The organism is Beduini massiliensis, assembly GCF_000829905.1.
GTDB lineage: Bacteria > Bacillota_I > Bacilli_A > Erysipelotrichales > Coprobacillaceae > Beduini > Beduini massiliensis.
This window is the reverse complement of sequence record NZ_CDPP01000002.1, coordinates 68,053-83,541: the sequence shown is the minus strand read 5'-3', so window position 1 is coordinate 83,541 and position 15,489 is coordinate 68,053. Positions and strand designations below refer to the sequence as shown.

At 36.2% G+C, this 15,489-nt stretch carries 18 protein-coding genes; all 18 read left to right on the top strand.

The genetic code is table 11. The features are described from left to right. The first annotated feature begins 1 nt into the window (after position 1). The 18 genes from BN1225_RS00400 (at position 2) to BN1225_RS00305 (ending at position 15,488) form a co-directional block, all read left to right on the top strand. Positions 2–1,435, top strand: a complete 1,434-nt coding sequence (locus BN1225_RS00400; RefSeq protein ID WP_041137857.1) for a phage portal protein — start codon at positions 2–4, stop codon at positions 1,433–1,435. Further along, positions 1,428–2,663: a minor capsid protein gene (locus BN1225_RS00395; protein WP_041137856.1), complete on the top strand. Its 1,236-nt coding sequence runs from the start codon at positions 1,428–1,430 to the stop codon at positions 2,661–2,663. Before BN1225_RS00400 ends, BN1225_RS00395 begins: the two co-directional genes overlap by 8 nt. A 2-nt stretch (positions 2,664–2,665) precedes the next feature. Further along, a complete protein-coding gene (locus tag BN1225_RS00390; RefSeq protein ID WP_041137855.1) occupies positions 2,666–2,917 on the top strand; it encodes a hypothetical protein in 252 nt (83 codons plus the stop codon). Continuing rightward, complete coding sequence (locus BN1225_RS00385; protein WP_041137854.1) at positions 2,910–3,182, top strand: hypothetical protein; 273 nt, start codon at positions 2,910–2,912, stop codon at positions 3,180–3,182. The genes BN1225_RS00390 and BN1225_RS00385 overlap by 8 nt, the downstream gene beginning before the upstream one ends. 155 nt (positions 3,183–3,337) lie before the next feature. After that, the gene (locus BN1225_RS00380; protein WP_052466154.1) at positions 3,338–3,952 is read left to right on the top strand and encodes a phage scaffolding protein; all 615 of its coding nucleotides are present in this window, start codon (positions 3,338–3,340) and stop codon (positions 3,950–3,952) included. Between the two features lie 21 nt (positions 3,953–3,973). Next, positions 3,974–4,870 carry a hypothetical protein gene (locus tag BN1225_RS00375; RefSeq protein WP_041137853.1) on the top strand — a complete coding sequence of 299 codons (897 nt, stop codon included), beginning with the start codon at positions 3,974–3,976 and terminating at the stop codon, positions 4,868–4,870. Between the two features lie 43 nt (positions 4,871–4,913). Continuing rightward, complete coding sequence (locus BN1225_RS00370; RefSeq protein WP_041137852.1) at positions 4,914–5,237, top strand: phage head-tail connector protein; 324 nt, start codon at positions 4,914–4,916, stop codon at positions 5,235–5,237. Continuing rightward, the gene (locus BN1225_RS00365; RefSeq protein ID WP_041137851.1) at positions 5,221–5,529 is read left to right on the top strand and encodes a hypothetical protein; all 309 of its coding nucleotides are present in this window, start codon (positions 5,221–5,223) and stop codon (positions 5,527–5,529) included. The genes BN1225_RS00370 and BN1225_RS00365 overlap by 17 nt, the downstream gene beginning before the upstream one ends. Continuing rightward, complete coding sequence (locus tag BN1225_RS00360) at positions 5,526–6,011, top strand: SPOR domain-containing protein (protein WP_041137850.1); 486 nt, start codon at positions 5,526–5,528, stop codon at positions 6,009–6,011. Before BN1225_RS00365 ends, BN1225_RS00360 begins: the two co-directional genes overlap by 4 nt. Before the next feature lies 1 nt (position 6,012). Next, positions 6,013–6,372, top strand: coding sequence for a hypothetical protein (locus BN1225_RS00355; RefSeq protein ID WP_041137849.1), 360 nt, complete (start codon positions 6,013–6,015; stop codon positions 6,370–6,372). Continuing rightward, entirely contained in the window at positions 6,362–6,943 is a 582-nt protein-coding gene (locus BN1225_RS00350; RefSeq protein ID WP_041137848.1) for a hypothetical protein, read from the top strand. The genes BN1225_RS00355 and BN1225_RS00350 overlap by 11 nt, the downstream gene beginning before the upstream one ends. Further along, entirely contained in the window at positions 6,943–7,248 is a 306-nt protein-coding gene (locus BN1225_RS00345) for a hypothetical protein (RefSeq protein ID WP_041137847.1), read from the top strand. The genes BN1225_RS00350 and BN1225_RS00345 overlap by 1 nt, the downstream gene beginning before the upstream one ends. A gap of 316 nt (positions 7,249–7,564) precedes the next feature. Further along, a complete protein-coding gene (locus BN1225_RS00335) occupies positions 7,565–10,306 on the top strand; it encodes a phage tail tape measure protein (protein WP_052466152.1) in 2,742 nt (913 codons plus the stop codon). Positions 10,307–10,318: 12 nt separating this feature from the next. After that, positions 10,319–10,978, top strand: a complete 660-nt coding sequence (locus BN1225_RS00330; RefSeq protein WP_041137845.1) for a phage tail family protein — start codon at positions 10,319–10,321, stop codon at positions 10,976–10,978. 3 nt (positions 10,979–10,981) lie between these two features. Continuing rightward, the gene (locus tag BN1225_RS00325; RefSeq protein ID WP_052466150.1) at positions 10,982–13,027 is read left to right on the top strand and encodes a phage tail protein; all 2,046 of its coding nucleotides are present in this window, start codon (positions 10,982–10,984) and stop codon (positions 13,025–13,027) included. Further along, positions 13,024–14,868 carry a phage tail protein gene (locus tag BN1225_RS13930; RefSeq protein WP_052466148.1) on the top strand — a complete coding sequence of 615 codons (1,845 nt, stop codon included), beginning with the start codon at positions 13,024–13,026 and terminating at the stop codon, positions 14,866–14,868. The genes BN1225_RS00325 and BN1225_RS13930 overlap by 4 nt, the downstream gene beginning before the upstream one ends. Positions 14,869–14,878: 10 nt before the next feature. After that, a complete protein-coding gene (locus BN1225_RS00310) occupies positions 14,879–15,139 on the top strand; it encodes a hypothetical protein (protein WP_041137844.1) in 261 nt (86 codons plus the stop codon). 10 nt (positions 15,140–15,149) lie between these two features. Continuing rightward, entirely contained in the window at positions 15,150–15,488 is a 339-nt protein-coding gene (locus tag BN1225_RS00305) for a hypothetical protein (RefSeq protein ID WP_041137843.1), read from the top strand. The last annotated feature ends 1 nt before the right edge of the window (position 15,489 follow it).

The following is a 15,489-nucleotide window of genomic DNA, read 5'->3' as shown; positions in this document are numbered from 1 at the left end:
TATGAAAATTATCAACGCAATAAAGAAAGGGGTGATGGCGGCACGTATGGTGAATCAAACGAATGAGATAAATGAACAAAGGTTAAAAGTGATTTTAGATGCCCATGAAAAAAGTAAAACACTTGAGTTGATGAAGATTGGTGATAAATATTATCAAGTAGACAATGATATTCTTGATGTAAAAGAAAAAACTGGGGATGACAAGTATAGGGCAGATAACCGGCTAGCACATGCTGAGTACAAGAATCAAGTGGATGAGAAAGTATCTTATCTGCTGTCAAAACCTTATTCGCTCGTATGCGATGATGAAGATTACAAAAGCAAGTTTGCTGATGTGTTAGGTGATGATTTTCAGTACAAGCTGACAAGACTTGGGTATGAATCTAGCAACAAAGGGATTGCATGGCTACATCCCTATATTAGTTCAACTGGCGAATTAAAATTTATGGTCGTTCCTTCAGAACAGTGTATTCCGGTATGGAAAGATATTGAGCACACAGAACTTGATTGTATGATTAGAAGGTGCTTCGTTGATACTTGGCAGGGAAATATTAGAAAGACAGTCACAGAGATCGAGGTTTGGACGGCTACAGATGTAAAATATTATCGAAGAGATAAGGATATTCTTATTTATAGTCCTACACGAAACTATGATGAGAATGGTGGAATTGTTAATCATTATTATGTCGACGACCAATGGACATCGTGGGGAATGGTTCCTTTTATTCCGTTTAAAAATAACTTCAAAGAACTCCCAGATATTAAGTTCATTAAAACAATCATAGATAATTATGATCAGTCACGAAGCAAGGCAGCAAACTACGTTGAAGATGTGACTAATTATCTCATTGCTATTTATGGATATAATTCAGATGAAGCGATCACATTTAAAAGAAACATTAAAGAACACGGTATGATGTTCTTCGATGAAAAGGATGATGATGGTGTTGAAATATTAACACCATCGACAGACATCAATGCTTCTAAGGAACATTGGCAGCAACTTAAAAAGGATATTACAGAGAATGGTCAGTCTGTTTCTAAAGACCCGGAGAAATTAGCGAATGCACCTTCGGGAATAGCGTTGAAGATGATGTATTCATCGTTGGATCTGAAAACTTCCATCATGGCACAAGAGTTTAATAATGGAATTGACATGTTGCGATACTTTGTGAATACTTTCATGGATATTAAAAAACTTGGATCTAGTGATCAGAAAATAAAAATTGTTTTTAATGTTGATATGAAAACTGATGAGACAGAGACTATTCAAAATTGTTCTGCTTCTAAAAATGTTGTTAGTGACAGAACAATACTTGCCAATCATCCATGGGTTGAGGATGTTGAGAAGGAACTGGAGGAGCTTCAAAAGCAGAATGAGGAAAACAATCCATTTAAGGATAAGGTTCCCATAAAAGAGGATAAGAATGAATAGTGAATATTGGGAGAAACGTCTTGCCAATGTTGTTTGGAACTCTTATAACTCGCTTGAAGAAGAAAACATCGCTTTATTAGATCATTACAGTAAGGCAATGAACAATATTCGGGCTGAGCTGATGAAATTAGAAGAACAGACTGCCCTTAGTAGAAGTGATAAATATCGTGTACAGCATTTAAAGTCTATTCAAGAGCAAATACTCGAGGAATGTGAAAAAATCGGTGACAGCGTTGAAAACGATACGATTAAGAACGTATCTAAACATATGCAAGATATTTATAAAACATCATTCAGCAGTGATGAAAAGTTCTCTCAATTATCAAAAAATTCATGTAAAGACATTGTTAATACTCCATGGCAAGGATCGTCATTCTCGGAAAGACTATGGAATAATACTGGTAAATTAGCCAATGAATTAAATAGTATTCTTTCTACTGGAATTACAGAAGGAAAGACAATTACGGAAATGGCGTTTCAGTTGTCAAACCGAATGAACAAAGATATGAATGCGTGTCACCGGCTCGTTAGGACAGAAACTATTAATTCATTAAATAGAGCCTCAATGCGAGGAATGATAGATGCAGATGTTAAATATGTTCGTTGGTGGGCCGCTGAGGATGAAAGAACGTGTGAAATATGCGGTGTAAATCACAGAAAAGTTTATCGAATAGATAAAGCACCCAATCTTCCGTGTCATCCCGGTTGTAGATGTACATGGCTACCGGTATTTGAAGACGAATTAACACCTCTTGATGTACAAAGCGTTTATAATTTGACCGATCAAGAACTTTATGCTACTAATAAGTACGTTGCAGGTGATTTCAATGTTATAAACGATTCTCTTAGACATGGATTTAATTTAGAGAGTGATGAACTAGCGCTTTTAGAAGATTTAGATAAAGCATTGGATAAGTTTCCGAATTATGAAGGAAGAGTAACACGTTCATTATATTTTTATACACAAGATCATTTAGATAGCTTTGTTAATTCTCATGTCATTGGTTTAGAACATGTTTATCCTGAATATATTGCTACTACTAAAGGGAAAATTTATAATCCGGATTCGCATGTTGAAATTATTATAGAAAATAGTAAGAAAGGTAAGGATATTTCTTTGTTAAATTGGAAAGAGCAAGAAGTTCTGTATACAAGAGAAAATGTGTTTATTCCAGTTGATATTATAGTGAAAGATGATAAGATTTATATATATCTAGAGGAGGCATGAACATGAGTGATAAAGTTGTAACAATTGATCAATTCAGAAAAATGAATGAAGATGAGCAGCGAGAAAATTATCAGTATATGTCTCAACATGATAAGTATATTTGGCGTGTAACTGGTCCTATATCAATACCTCAACAGGTCGATAAATCGAAATTAACTAAAGCACAAAAAGAAAATATAACAAGGATAAGAAAACGTTTAGTAGCGGAGGGGAAGTTGTCACAAGAAGATTTTGAGAGATTCGAGAATGAATAGTATGAAAATAACATGTCAGGAATGCAATAAATTATTTGATACTACTCAATTAAAACTCTGTGAAGACCGACATTCATCAGGATTATATCGAGTATTCTATCAATGTCCACATTGTGGTAAAGAATATTTTGTTTGTTATCATAATGATCTTACACATAAAATTCAAGAAGAAATAAAAGAGGCTGAATATTATGGTCAGAATGTTAAAGCCGCTGCTTTAAAAAGAAAGTTAAAAAAAGAAATGGATAAACTGAATAACAGATAAGCGCTAAATAGGCGCTTTTTCTTTTGCCCTTAACATGGCATATAAACTGTTTAAACTAAAATTTCTCTAACATGCAGAGACATAAAGGCATGTATTTCACTGTCGAGAGTGCCTCGACATATAAACAATAAACATAGTGGAATGAAAGGACGAATATGAATTTTTTAAAGGATTTATTTGGTGATAAGCAGCTGTCTTTTGATGAACTTGTAAAAGCTGTTGAGGCGTACAATCAGGCTAACAAGGATAATCAGATCAAGATTGCTAATCTAGCTAGCGGTGAATATGTCAGCAAGGAAAAATATGATGCCAAAGAAAAAGAACTTACAAAGGCAAATGAGCAACTTACGACTTTGAATAATACTGTTAAAACATTCGAAGGAGAAAAAACAGATTTAGACACTAAGCTCAAAGATATGGAAAAACAGTATAAAAAAGAAATGAAGGATATGCAGGAAGGGTTTGCTAAGGAAAAAGCGATCAATGACTGGTTTTCACAAAATAAAACAAAGCATCCGGATTTATTAAAGAGTAAGTTTGATATGGAAAAAATCAGCGTTGATGGGGACAAGGTAATCGGTATCGATGAACAGGGCAAAGCATTGCTTGAACAGTATAAAGACCTATTCATTCCTGTTATTAGAGGGAATGATCCGATCAATCCGCCACAAGGTTTCAAGGCGGCTGGATTTGAAGATTTAGTCCAAAATGCCGATAATATGAGTGCGGAAGAAGTAGCAGCTCAATTTGCGGAATTAGAAAGTAAATAAAGATAAAGGAGAGATAAGAGTATGTCAGTAGAAAATTTTAAACCGACATTATGGGAAGGGGCGTTAATTCACAACTTCCATCAGGTATCCGTTGCAGATGCCTTATGTACAAAACCAGCATCAATTCAAGGAAATAAGGTTATTTTTAATAGAATTGGCGCTGGTGCTATTAAGGATTACACAGGTAAAATTGATTGGGACGCTATCTCAACAACGCCAATAGAAATGACTTTCCCAACAAAAAAATACTTTGCATTTTCATTAGAAGATGTGGATAAAGTGCAATTAAAAGCAGATGTAATGAGTGTAACGACATCAGAGCACGCCGCGTTACTAGCTGAACAATATGATAAAGATTTCTTTGTTACGCTGGCAGCTGGTGCCGATACAAAAAATAAGATCGGTTCAGCTTCATCTAAAAAGGAAGTAAGTCAGTATAATTTATACGATTACATCGTAGATTTAGGAGTTCTGTTAGGAAAACAGAAAGTACCCAAAACGGAACGTTTCTGTACAGTTGACACAGAATTATTAGGATTATTATCTAAAGATCCTCGCTTTACATCAAATCCAACTGTATTAGCAAATGGTATTGTAGATGGTGCAACGATTGGCGGTATGCAAATTGTATGTACAGAATGTAAACCGGCAAATCAAATCATTGCACATCACAGAAGCGCCATTGGTGCAGCTAAACAGTTAGATGAAATGGAAGCAATGCGTTTACAGACAAGTTTTGCAGATGGTATTAGAGGGTTATGCATGTATGGTTCAAAAGAATTGCGAACAGACGCAATTGCTGTTATGTACTACACAGTTGTACCAACTGATCAGGCAATGAAAACGGTAAGAGTTGAAGTTGCTAATACGGAAGAAAATCCTATCCCAACTAAAGATACAGCAAGCGCAGGTGCATAAGGGGACTTTAAAAGGTCCTCTTTTCCTTTAGGGAGGAACGAGCATGAATGAAGAAATTTTGAAGTCAATTAAGTTACGTCCAAATATGGCGAATATTGATGATACTCTTTTAAACGATATGATCGGTGATGCAATTAATGATGTTAAAGATTATATCAATTATAAAGAGAATGAAGATATTCCAAACAGCCTGAAAGGTGTGGTTAAGAATATTGTTATTGTTAAAGTAAACCGTATAGGGTATGAAGGCGTTTCTTCTCATTCATTTAGTGGGGTGTCAACAAGTTTTACAGATACTTTATCTAAAGATGATATAAGGAAGTTAAAGCGATATAGGAGGCTACCTATCTATGGCAGTGATGAATGATATGCAGCTGTATCAGCTACAGAAGTTAAACGCAGTAAGAGGTCCATCTGGTCAAGAAAAACAAACGTGGTTAGACATTGAGAATATCAAGGTAGCTGTTTATCTAATTGATGAAATGTCAGTGGTAGGAAGTGTGAGGTATGATCAATATGACTATGCTGGGTTAACTTTTTACAACGGCTTTGAAAAGAAAGAAAAGTATCGGATAGTAGGAGAAGAAACTTATGGGATTGAACGTGCAGTGCAAAATGGGAATCTAATGCATTTGTTATTAAAGGCGGTGGATGTATGAGTGATCACAATGAAGCATTTGTCAAAAGTATGGAGGAAGCTACAATCACACAGATTCAGAACGTTTTAAAAAGTGTGGATAAGGCTTGCATCATTTTAGAAGCAGAGGCAAAAAAGGAATGTCCAGTTGATCAGGGGATTTTACGTGCTTCTATCACACACGAAACGGTACTTGGGACTGATCTTATTACAGGCACAGTTGGAAGTCCTTTAGAGATTGCTCCTTATGTACATCAGGGCACCGGGCTTTATGCAAAAGATGGCAAAGGGCGAAAGACACCTTGGGTATATATAAAAGGTAGTTATAGTTCAAGAAAATCGAAAAAAGTATATACATTATCGGAAGCTAAAAGAGTAATGGCGTTTCTAAGGAAAAAAGGATTTAATGCATATGTTACACAGGGACAAAAACCAAATCCTTTTTTAGATAGGGCAAAGTTGAATGCTAAAAGTCGTATAGAAAAAACGTTGGGAGGCAAATAATGTGTTTGAGTATCTGATAAAACACTATATCGATAGGCATATACATTGTAATCTGATGCCTTCCTTCACTACAGAAATTCCCGGCTTAATTTATATGCACACACCAATCAGTGTCGGACCAGTAAGTGAAAGCCAATATGAAATTAAGGTAATTGATAATGACCTTGATAGAGCGTTACAGAAGCGTAATGAATTGATTGCATTATTAAACGTAGATATATCAAAGCCTTCTCTTGTGCAAGATAACTTTGTATTTAGAGCAAGTCTTGCCGGAGGCGGGCAAATTTTCAATGACAGTATTCAAGTATGGGAACTGTCTCTTATTTTTATTGTGAAATGGAGGATACAAGATGGGAAATAAAGAAGAAATCTTAATGGGAGCTGGCGAAGTGTATATGATCAATTTTGATGGTCAAGAAATCCCGGAAGATGCAGAGATCGAAACAGATCAAAATAATGTCGGACATTGTAACAGCGGTTTTGCGATTGAATATAAACCGGAATTATATGATGTGAAGAACCAATACAAAAAGATTGTGAAACGTTTTGTTGTTGGGGAAGAATTAACCATTAAGACCGGTATTATCAGCTGGGCGATGGAAAAATTAGCCATGTTATCTACAGCTAAATATGATGTAGATAAAACTAAGAAAGTAAAGAAATTAGTATTTGGTGGGAAAAATCCATTAGCCACCGTATTAGTACGATTCGTTCATCAAAAGAGTAACGGAAAAAATATTCGTTTTACAGCAATCGCTCAAGGAGGAAACGGTTTTGCTTTAGAGTTTAGTGGAGAAAAAGAATTAACCATCGATGCACAACTGACCGCAATCGAAAAGAAAAAAGATTGGTTAGCTGAATTTGAAGAGGAATTAACTGATGAAGAATTTGCGGCTTTACCTGCTGATTCAGTTCAAGGAGGCGCAGAATAATGAAACAAACGATTATTGATTTAAATAAATATGCAGATCGTGCAGTAGAATTCATGATCGGTGATAAGGTAATACGTTGCCCGGAACTTTCCTACAAAGAGATGGAGAAGGTACAACAATATGAACAAAATTCAGAATCTACTCGTCAAGATGAAATGGAAATGATCTTATTTTTACTTAATAGAAATACAGCAAAAATTAAGTTTACAAAATTAGATATCGGAGAATTGCCAGCAGGAGCAGTGACACGAATTTATCAGGAATGTGTCTTATTAAGTAGAAAACCGCTTAATGACCCAAACTAAAGATCCCACTTCCAGATGATCCGAGAATTAGAGAAGCTATTCTTTCTAAGTATTTCGGAGGAGAGGAGTGGGAAAACAATTATGATAAAGCAAGCGGAGAAATAAAGGCAATAGCGGATTATACAGGACTTTCTTTTAATTCTGTGATGGATCTTCCTATTAGCCTTTTTCTGCTTTATAGAAGAGATGCATGGATCTACAATAACATGCGTACAGAACAGGGAAGAAAGTTTTTAGAAGATTTATGGCGTTTGCAACAAACACAGGCTGATATCCCGGCTATTCGACGTCACATTAAAAAAGGAGGTGGAAACTAATGGCAGAAGGCATTAAACTGGCACCACTCTATACTCAGCTTAAGGTGGATATAAAGAACTTTAAAACTGAAATGGATCAGGTGAAAACTGAAGCAATGGCTAAAGCAAAGGCAGTATCCAAAGAGATGGAAAAGACTGTGAAAGTTGGCGAGAATATGTCTAAGCTCGGTGGAACTTTAACTAAAACTGTTTCTTTGCCTTTGGTTGGGATAGGAACTGCAGCAACAAAAATGGCTGTTGATTTTGAAAGTAGTTTTGCAAAGGTTTCCACTCTATTAGATGCGAATGTAGTGGATTACGGAAAGTATAAAAATGATTTGCTAGATGCATCGAGTGATAGCAAGGTCGCTGTAGAAGAATTCAGTGAAGCGGTATACGGATCTATTTCAGCAGGTGTTGATCAAACAAAAGCTATTCAATTTACTACGGATGCTATGAAGCTTGCTAAAGGTGGATTTACTGACGGAGCTAAAGCTGTCGATGTAATGACAACAGCCATAAATGGCTACGGTATGAAAGCCGAGGATGCAACAAAGATATCCGACATGCTGATTACTACACAGAATTTGGGTAAGACCACTGTCGATGAATTGGCATCTAGTATGGGTGCGGTTATACCTGTTGCGAACTCTGTTAATTTCGGCATCGATGAATTATCGGCATCTTATGCACAACTCACTAAAAATGGTATAGCAACTGCTGAATCTGGAACATATCTAAAAGCCATGTTATCTGAACTTGGTAAGTCAGGCTCCGTTGCTGATAAAGCTTTGAGAGAACTAACAGGAAAAGGCTTTGCGGATCTTAAAAAAGAAGGGCAATCGACTTCTGACATATTAAAACTATTGAGTGATCATGCAGAAAAGAATGGTAAAACTCTAAAGGATATGTTTGGTTCTGTTGAAGCGGGTTCAGCAGCACTCGTTTTAGCTAAGGGCAATGGTGCTGAGTACAATGAGATGCTCGGTGCTATGCAAACAAGCGCAGGAGCAACACAGGAAGCGTTTGAAAAGATGGATGCAACACCAGCAGAAAGAATGAAAGGCGCACTCAATGAATTAAAGAACAGTGGTATAAAACTTGGGCAGAGCTTGATTCCTATTGTTGAAAAAGTTGCAGATGTCATTGGTGACGTAGCTGGATGGTTATCTAAACTTACTCCGGAACAACAGCAAAGCATTCTCAAATGGGGCGCTATGGCCATTGCTATAGGCCCAGTATTAAAAGTTACCGGTGGATTAGTGAGCACGTATGGAAAACTTAAACCACTACTTAGTGGGGCCGGGACGATGATTTCTAAAGGGATTCCTTTAATTAGAAAATTAGGAACTTCATTAGGGAATGTTGGATTGAAGATGATGGATTGCGGTGGAATCACTGCGAAGTTAGGAACTGCTTTGGCTGGTGCTGCTACTTCTAGTGGAGGATTTATTGCAAGTTTAGGTACTCTTGCCTCTGCATCGCTTCCATGGGTAGCTGGTGCGGCAGCTATAGGTACTGCAGCATATGGTATATATAAGGTGTTGAATACGGAGGTTATTCCAGAAGTAGATCTTTTCAAAGATAAGGTAATAACAACGTACAACGATGTTGGGGATATAACAGGTCAAACTGTTGTAAAGATATCTGAAGCTACACAAGCAGCAGTACAAGCCTATGTGGATATGGACGATCAAGTTAGCCAGTCAATGTATGAAATGAAGGTGAATAATACTAAAATCACGGGCGAAATTGCGAACGATATGATATCGAAGTTTAATAATATGGGGGATAGTATCGTGGCTAAACAAAATGAGACTACTCAAACCTCTTTGAATACTCTGCAACAATTCTTTAGTGATAATATAGGGATGACGGATGAGCATGAATCCATTATATTAACAAATATTACAGCAAAGCATGAAGAACAGGTCGCTATTGTTGATAATTGTAAGGCAAGAATTCAAGCAATCTATCAAAACGCTGCTGATCAAAACAGATCGATTACAGAGCAAGAGCAACAAGAAATTAATGATATTCAAAGTCAAATGAGGGACAATGCGATTACTACATTCAGCGAAACAGAGGCAGAAGCTGCTGTCATTCGTGAGCGTATGAAAGATTATCAGGGAAGATTATCGGCGGATATGGCTTCCGATATGATAAAAAAAGCAAATGAGGCACGTGATGGAGAAATCAATGCAGCCAATGAAAAATATGATGGTGTTGTTAAAGAAGCTTCACGATTGAAACAAGCTGGACTTATAACAGAAGAAGAGTATCAGGCTATGGTTGATTCAGCAGAAGAAACAAGAAAACAACAGATTCAAAAAGCAGAGGAAGCGTGTGAGGGAATTAAAACAGAAATTCAAGAAGCTACGCCGGGTATTGAAGAAAAGGTAAATATGCAAACTGGAAAAGTGAAGACAGCATGGGATCAGTTATCATCTTGGGCCGGTGGTGTTTTTGACTGGTTAACACAAAGATCGGATATGATCGCTAACAAAATAAACGGTGTGAGCGGTTCATGGAGCGGAGGACCACGATTAAGTCACTATAACGGTCTTGATTATGTTCCGTATGATGGGTACAATGCACGATTGCATGAAGGAGAACGTGTATTGACTAAAGAAGAAAACCAAGCATACAGCAAAGGAAATGCGGATAGTAAACGCATTACGATTGAAGTTCCTGTAGTAGTAAACGGTAGAAAAATTGCAATTGCAACAAAAGAATTTAATCAGGAAGAATTATGCTTTTAGGAGGGGCGAAAAATGAAAATAAATGGGTATAGTTTAGAAAACTTAAATGCGACGTTTGTTTCCTTTGTTGATTCTCCTCCTAGTATTATTCAGCACCTGTATGCTCATGAAATGTGTATCGTAAATTATGGCTATTCTATAACTCCAAAACAAAAAATATTAAAGCTCGTGTTTGAAAGTGAAAAAGACATGAGCTTTTTCGTATCTCTTATTTTAAAAGATGTATTTATAGAGGATGACTTATACTTATACGATGGAAAACTAACTGAAAAGAATAGTTTATCTTATAAACATATTGGCGGCGATATCTATGAATTAAGTGTAACTGTGCTTGTGATAAAAAAATCGCCTTTAGTGAAAATGATACTTAAAAGTGAAATAAATCTTATATCTGTAATCGGTACATTCTCTTGCCCATGTATTTATAAAATAACTGCATTAGAGGATAGTGAAAGTGTGAATATAGGAGGGCATGTAATTAAAAAATTAGTGAAAGGAAAGGAATATATTCTTGATGGAATAAAAAAGAAGGTCCTGTGTGATCAAGATAATAATATGTTAAATGTAGTGTTAAAAGATGGTCATTTTCCTTATCTTGAAGTTGGAATAAACGCTATTGAAGTTAGCGGACCGATTGAGGTTTCCATCGAGTTTTATCCAATATGGGTGTAATATATGCTGCAATTATATAACGGCAAATGGATTCCTGTGAATAATGCTTATAATTATTATGTAGATTATTTGTACGGTGGCGAGGAAACGTTATGCTTTACATTATCTGTCAGAGATGAGGTATATTCATTTCTAAGAGAAGAAATCCTACTTAAAGAAGATGTGAATCACCCCAATCTATATATAATAAAAAAGGTAAATCGTGTCGATGATGAAGTGATGTTTACTGCAGAATTATATATGGATGAATGGAGAAGCAATAAACCCTATAAAGACACAAAAAACGATTCTGCTTTTCAGACAAAAACGTTAGCTCAGTTGTTGGAGCATATTAAACCTACAGGTTGGACTGTACAAAATGCCAACATAACAGTCATAAAGCGTACTCCTGAACTAGAAGGAGTAAATGCTTATGATGTATTAACGGAATTGAGAGATATCTTTAAAGTAGTTTATGAGATTGATACTATAAACAAGAAAATAACGGTTTTAGATCCTGAGCAGGTGGTGGATAAAGGCTTATATCTCCATAATGAGTTAAATTTAAAAGAGGTAGTGGAGAAAGGAGATAGCAGCAACTTTATAAACCGTTTGTATGCCTATGGAAAAGACGACCTTACCTTTGCTAGTATTAATAGCAATAAGGAATACGTGGAGGATCTAGGATACAAAGAAAATATTGTATCAGGGTGTTGGAAAGATGAACGTTATACGGTCAAAGAGAATCTTTTAGAAGGTGCAAAGAAAAAACTAAAGGAATTAGCTTATCCAATTAAATCTTATATTGCTAATATCATAGATTTAGCTAAAAATAATCCGGATTATGCTTTTCTTACCATTCGTCTTTATGATTTAGTTCATCTTTTTGTTACTAATGAAATCGAGGTTATAGAGAAAGTAGTTAAATACAGGGAATATAAACTTGAAAATGAAAGCTATATGAATGTTATTACTCTTTCAACAGCACCGCAACAACTAACAACTAGGATAGATAAAATTGCTTCTATCCTCGGTGAAGATGGTGAAAAGTTTAAAGGATCCGTTTTACATCAAGCCCAACAAGCAGCAACAGAATTGATTAACAATTGGGCGCAAAAGGGCTACATTTATATGACCGAAAACGAAATCTATATCTTAGATAAGTTACCGAAAGAGACAGCAAAATATTGCATCCGGATTAACCTTGGTGGGATTGCTTTTAGTCAACAAGGCTGGCAAGGACCTTATGTCAGTGCTTGGACCATAGACGGTAAATTTAATGCAGATTTCATTACTGCAGGTACTCTAAGGGCGATTACTGTAGAAGGGGCTAATATCAATGGTGGAAACATTAATATAAATAATAAATTTAAAGTAGATAGTAATGGAAATATGGTTGTTTCAGGCGGTGGAAAATTTTATGGTGATATCATGGGTGGGACCATTACCGGAGAGACAGCTATTAATGTTGGAACGGATTTGACTGTTGGAGATAATATTTATGTTGGGCAAAATCAAGATTCTGGGTATACAGGAAGAAAGTATATCAATTTTTCAAAAGATATAGGGATTCGATTCTCTAAAATGGGTGAAAACGGAGCGGTACGTATTTTAGGAAAAGGATCAGTATCTTTATCAAATCAATTCGGAGGATATAATACAGTAGTAGATGCAAACATAGAGACTATTTTTTTGGATGTTTATGATAGTAATGGGCAACTGAAAAACATGTTTAACGTGAATAAAGATAATACTTTTAGTAGTTATCAAATAACTGTTACTTCTGATAAACGCCTTAAAGAAAATATAACTGATACCCATTTAGAAGATTTGATTGATAGAGTAAAGATTAAACAATTTGATTATATAAGTGGTCAAAAAAATAAAATTGGAGTGATTGCACAAGATTTTATCGGAGATCCTTTTGAAAAGTATGTGTTGTCGCAGGATGGAAATGGATATTATTCTGTAGATTACAGTGTATTATATTTAGCCGCTATACAGAAAGTGCAATCGTTAGAAAAACGCATTGAAGCCTTAGAAAAACGATTAGAGGAGGTGATTAAATGATTGTAGGAAAAATTAATCAAATAGGGGATATTCTGACAACAGACAATACGAATATTGCTAACCAGTATGCAGAGAACTTACAAATACAGGTCGAATTTGATAACAAATATGACGGTTATAGTTGGCTGTGGTTCTGTGGTTATAGCTATCAACAGCCTAAAGCAGTGCCTATTCTGTTCGATAGCACAACCAGCTTAATAACATTACCGGCAGAAGCATTTAAACACGATGGTCCCTTGTATGTGCAAGCTGCTGTTATAAAAGAGGGGGTTAAGTTTACATTAGAACCGGTTAAGTTTTGTATTGGGCAATCTTTAAATCAAGACTTTATTCAGCATGGACCTACAGAAACGGAAATCCTACAGGCTCTTATTCGAGAGATTGTGAAAAATGAATACGATGCTCCGTTGCAAGAATTGATCACGGAAGCAAAACAGCAACAAGAAATCGCTAGCGAACAACAAGAAATAGTTTCTGATCTAATTTTAATAGAACAAGAATACCAAAAACAGGAAGCCATTCGGGTTGAAAATGAAAACACACGTATTGAAAATGAAAATCAACGCAAAGCTGATGAAATAACACGTGTTGAGAGTGAAACGAATCGAGTAGCTAAAGAAAACGAGCGTTTAGCCAGTGAAGCTGAACGAATAGACAGTGAAAACACTCGTAATGCTAAAGAAAGTGAACGCATCGGAAACGAACGTCTTAGGGAAGAAAAAGAAGTGCTTCGTATTACTAAAGAAAACGAACGTTTAGCCAGTGAAGCTGAACGAATAGATAGTGAAAACACTCGCAAAGCTAAAGAAAGCGAACGTATCGAAAATGAACGCCTTAGGGAAGAAAAAGAAGCACTTCGCATTACTAAAGAAAACGAGCGTATTGCAAATGAAACAGTACGTATCGAAAATGAATCAGAACGTCAAACAATCTCAGCGGAAGCGGTTAAAAATGCACAAAATGCTACAAACAATGCAAATACTGCTGCAGAGGAAGCTAGAAGCGCAGTAAGAGATTTTAGTGATACTATTATTAGTTTTGAAGAATTTAACCAATTAGAAAATATACAAAGTGGCGAACAAGTTAAAGTTTTATTTGGTAAAATACAGCAATATTTTGAATATTTATTGCCTACAGGTGGAACAATCCCATTTCCCGGAGAAACAGCCCCTAATGGGTATTTATTATGTCAAGGACAAGCCGTAAGTAGAACTACTTATTCGAATCTGTTTAATGTTATTGGCACGATTTATGGGAGTGGCGATGGAAGCACAACCTTTAACCTACCGGATTTAAGAGGACGCGTTCCGGTTGGAAAAGATGATCGAGACACAGACTTAAAAACACTTGGGAATAAGGGCGGAGAAAAGGCACATACCTTAACTGCGCAAGAAATGCCCTCTCATAACCATTCTGCTACTCTTACGATAAATAGCGGGGGTGCCCACACGCATACTGCCAGTAGCAACAGTACAGGTGCTCATACACATTCTGTTAGTGGTAGTGCAGCAAGTGCAGGAACACATTATCATGACATGGACCAGTCTACGTTCAATAAGCTCGATACTAAATATGGATTAACGAATTCATCACCAGCTTACAATGATAGAGTTGTAGGGCTGAATAGTTCTACATCCATTGGGACGAGAAGTGCAGGAGCCCATACTCACAGTATTAGCGGAACAGCAGCGAGTGCCGGAGGGCATAGTCATACAATTACAGTTAATAGCGGTGGCGCTCACGCTCATACCGGTACCGTAAGTATTACCAATACTGGCGGAGGACAGGCACACAACAATATGCAGCCTTACATTGTTTTAAATTATATTATTAAATACTAGGAGGATTAAAATGATTATTCTTATTCAAAATCAAAAGCGAGATATAGTGGTCAATTTATGCGGAAATATTGAAGTTGAAAAAACTGAAAATAGCTATATTGTAAAACACAACGAAACCGTATTAGGAGAATATACCGAAGAAAAAAAGGCACATTGGATTTTTGAATTTTTAGCTACATTACCCGATGCAGCCGTCCACCGATTAGAAAAGGGAAAGAGAGTAATAGGAGTGGCGCCATCTAATTTAGAATTTATTCAAATGCCGGAATAGGAGGAATAATATGGAATTAATAAATGAGGAAGAAATCTATGATCCAATTCCAATCGATGAAGGTGAACTGGATGTAGTGTTGCAATTAAATATGGATAGCCGAATTATTGCGATGGATTGCGACTATTTGGAAACGGACATTATCGTAAAACTTAAAAGAAAAGATTTACCATTACCTTATTTAGAGTTTGCAAGGGAAATAGATCAATATTGTTATATAAATCATCAGTTTGTGTTTAAACCATTAGACTTTGGGAAGGACCCATTACAGGAAATAAAAGAAGAACAGGAAAGGCAAGGGAATGCTTTGCAGGAACTTATCACAATTATCTTAGGAGAGGAGGTATAAG

Coding starts and splice junctions, on each gene's coding strand:
- BN1225_RS00375 (WP_041137853.1), top strand. CDS start 3,974: ATGTCAGTAGAAAATTTTAAACCGACATTATGGGAAGGGGCGTTAATT.
- BN1225_RS00385 (WP_041137854.1), top strand. CDS start 2,910: ATGAATAGTATGAAAATAACATGTCAGGAATGCAATAAATTATTTGAT.
- BN1225_RS00380 (WP_052466154.1), top strand. CDS start 3,338: ATGAATTTTTTAAAGGATTTATTTGGTGATAAGCAGCTGTCTTTTGAT.
- BN1225_RS00330 (WP_041137845.1), top strand. CDS start 10,319: ATGAAAATAAATGGGTATAGTTTAGAAAACTTAAATGCGACGTTTGTT.
- BN1225_RS00310 (WP_041137844.1), top strand. CDS start 14,879: ATGATTATTCTTATTCAAAATCAAAAGCGAGATATAGTGGTCAATTTA.
- BN1225_RS00365 (WP_041137851.1), top strand. CDS start 5,221: ATGGCAGTGATGAATGATATGCAGCTGTATCAGCTACAGAAGTTAAAC.
- BN1225_RS00360 (WP_041137850.1), top strand. CDS start 5,526: ATGAGTGATCACAATGAAGCATTTGTCAAAAGTATGGAGGAAGCTACA.
- BN1225_RS00350 (WP_041137848.1), top strand. CDS start 6,362: ATGGGAAATAAAGAAGAAATCTTAATGGGAGCTGGCGAAGTGTATATG.
- BN1225_RS00390 (WP_041137855.1), top strand. CDS start 2,666: ATGAGTGATAAAGTTGTAACAATTGATCAATTCAGAAAAATGAATGAA.
- BN1225_RS00335 (WP_052466152.1), top strand. CDS start 7,565: ATGGCAGAAGGCATTAAACTGGCACCACTCTATACTCAGCTTAAGGTG.
- BN1225_RS00345 (WP_041137847.1), top strand. CDS start 6,943: ATGAAACAAACGATTATTGATTTAAATAAATATGCAGATCGTGCAGTA.
- BN1225_RS00370 (WP_041137852.1), top strand. CDS start 4,914: ATGAATGAAGAAATTTTGAAGTCAATTAAGTTACGTCCAAATATGGCG.
- BN1225_RS00400 (WP_041137857.1), top strand. CDS start 2: ATGAAAATTATCAACGCAATAAAGAAAGGGGTGATGGCGGCACGTATG.
- BN1225_RS00395 (WP_041137856.1), top strand. CDS start 1,428: ATGAATAGTGAATATTGGGAGAAACGTCTTGCCAATGTTGTTTGGAAC.
- BN1225_RS00305 (WP_041137843.1), top strand. CDS start 15,150: ATGGAATTAATAAATGAGGAAGAAATCTATGATCCAATTCCAATCGAT.
- BN1225_RS13930 (WP_052466148.1), top strand. CDS start 13,024: ATGATTGTAGGAAAAATTAATCAAATAGGGGATATTCTGACAACAGAC.
- BN1225_RS00325 (WP_052466150.1), top strand. CDS start 10,982: ATGCTGCAATTATATAACGGCAAATGGATTCCTGTGAATAATGCTTAT.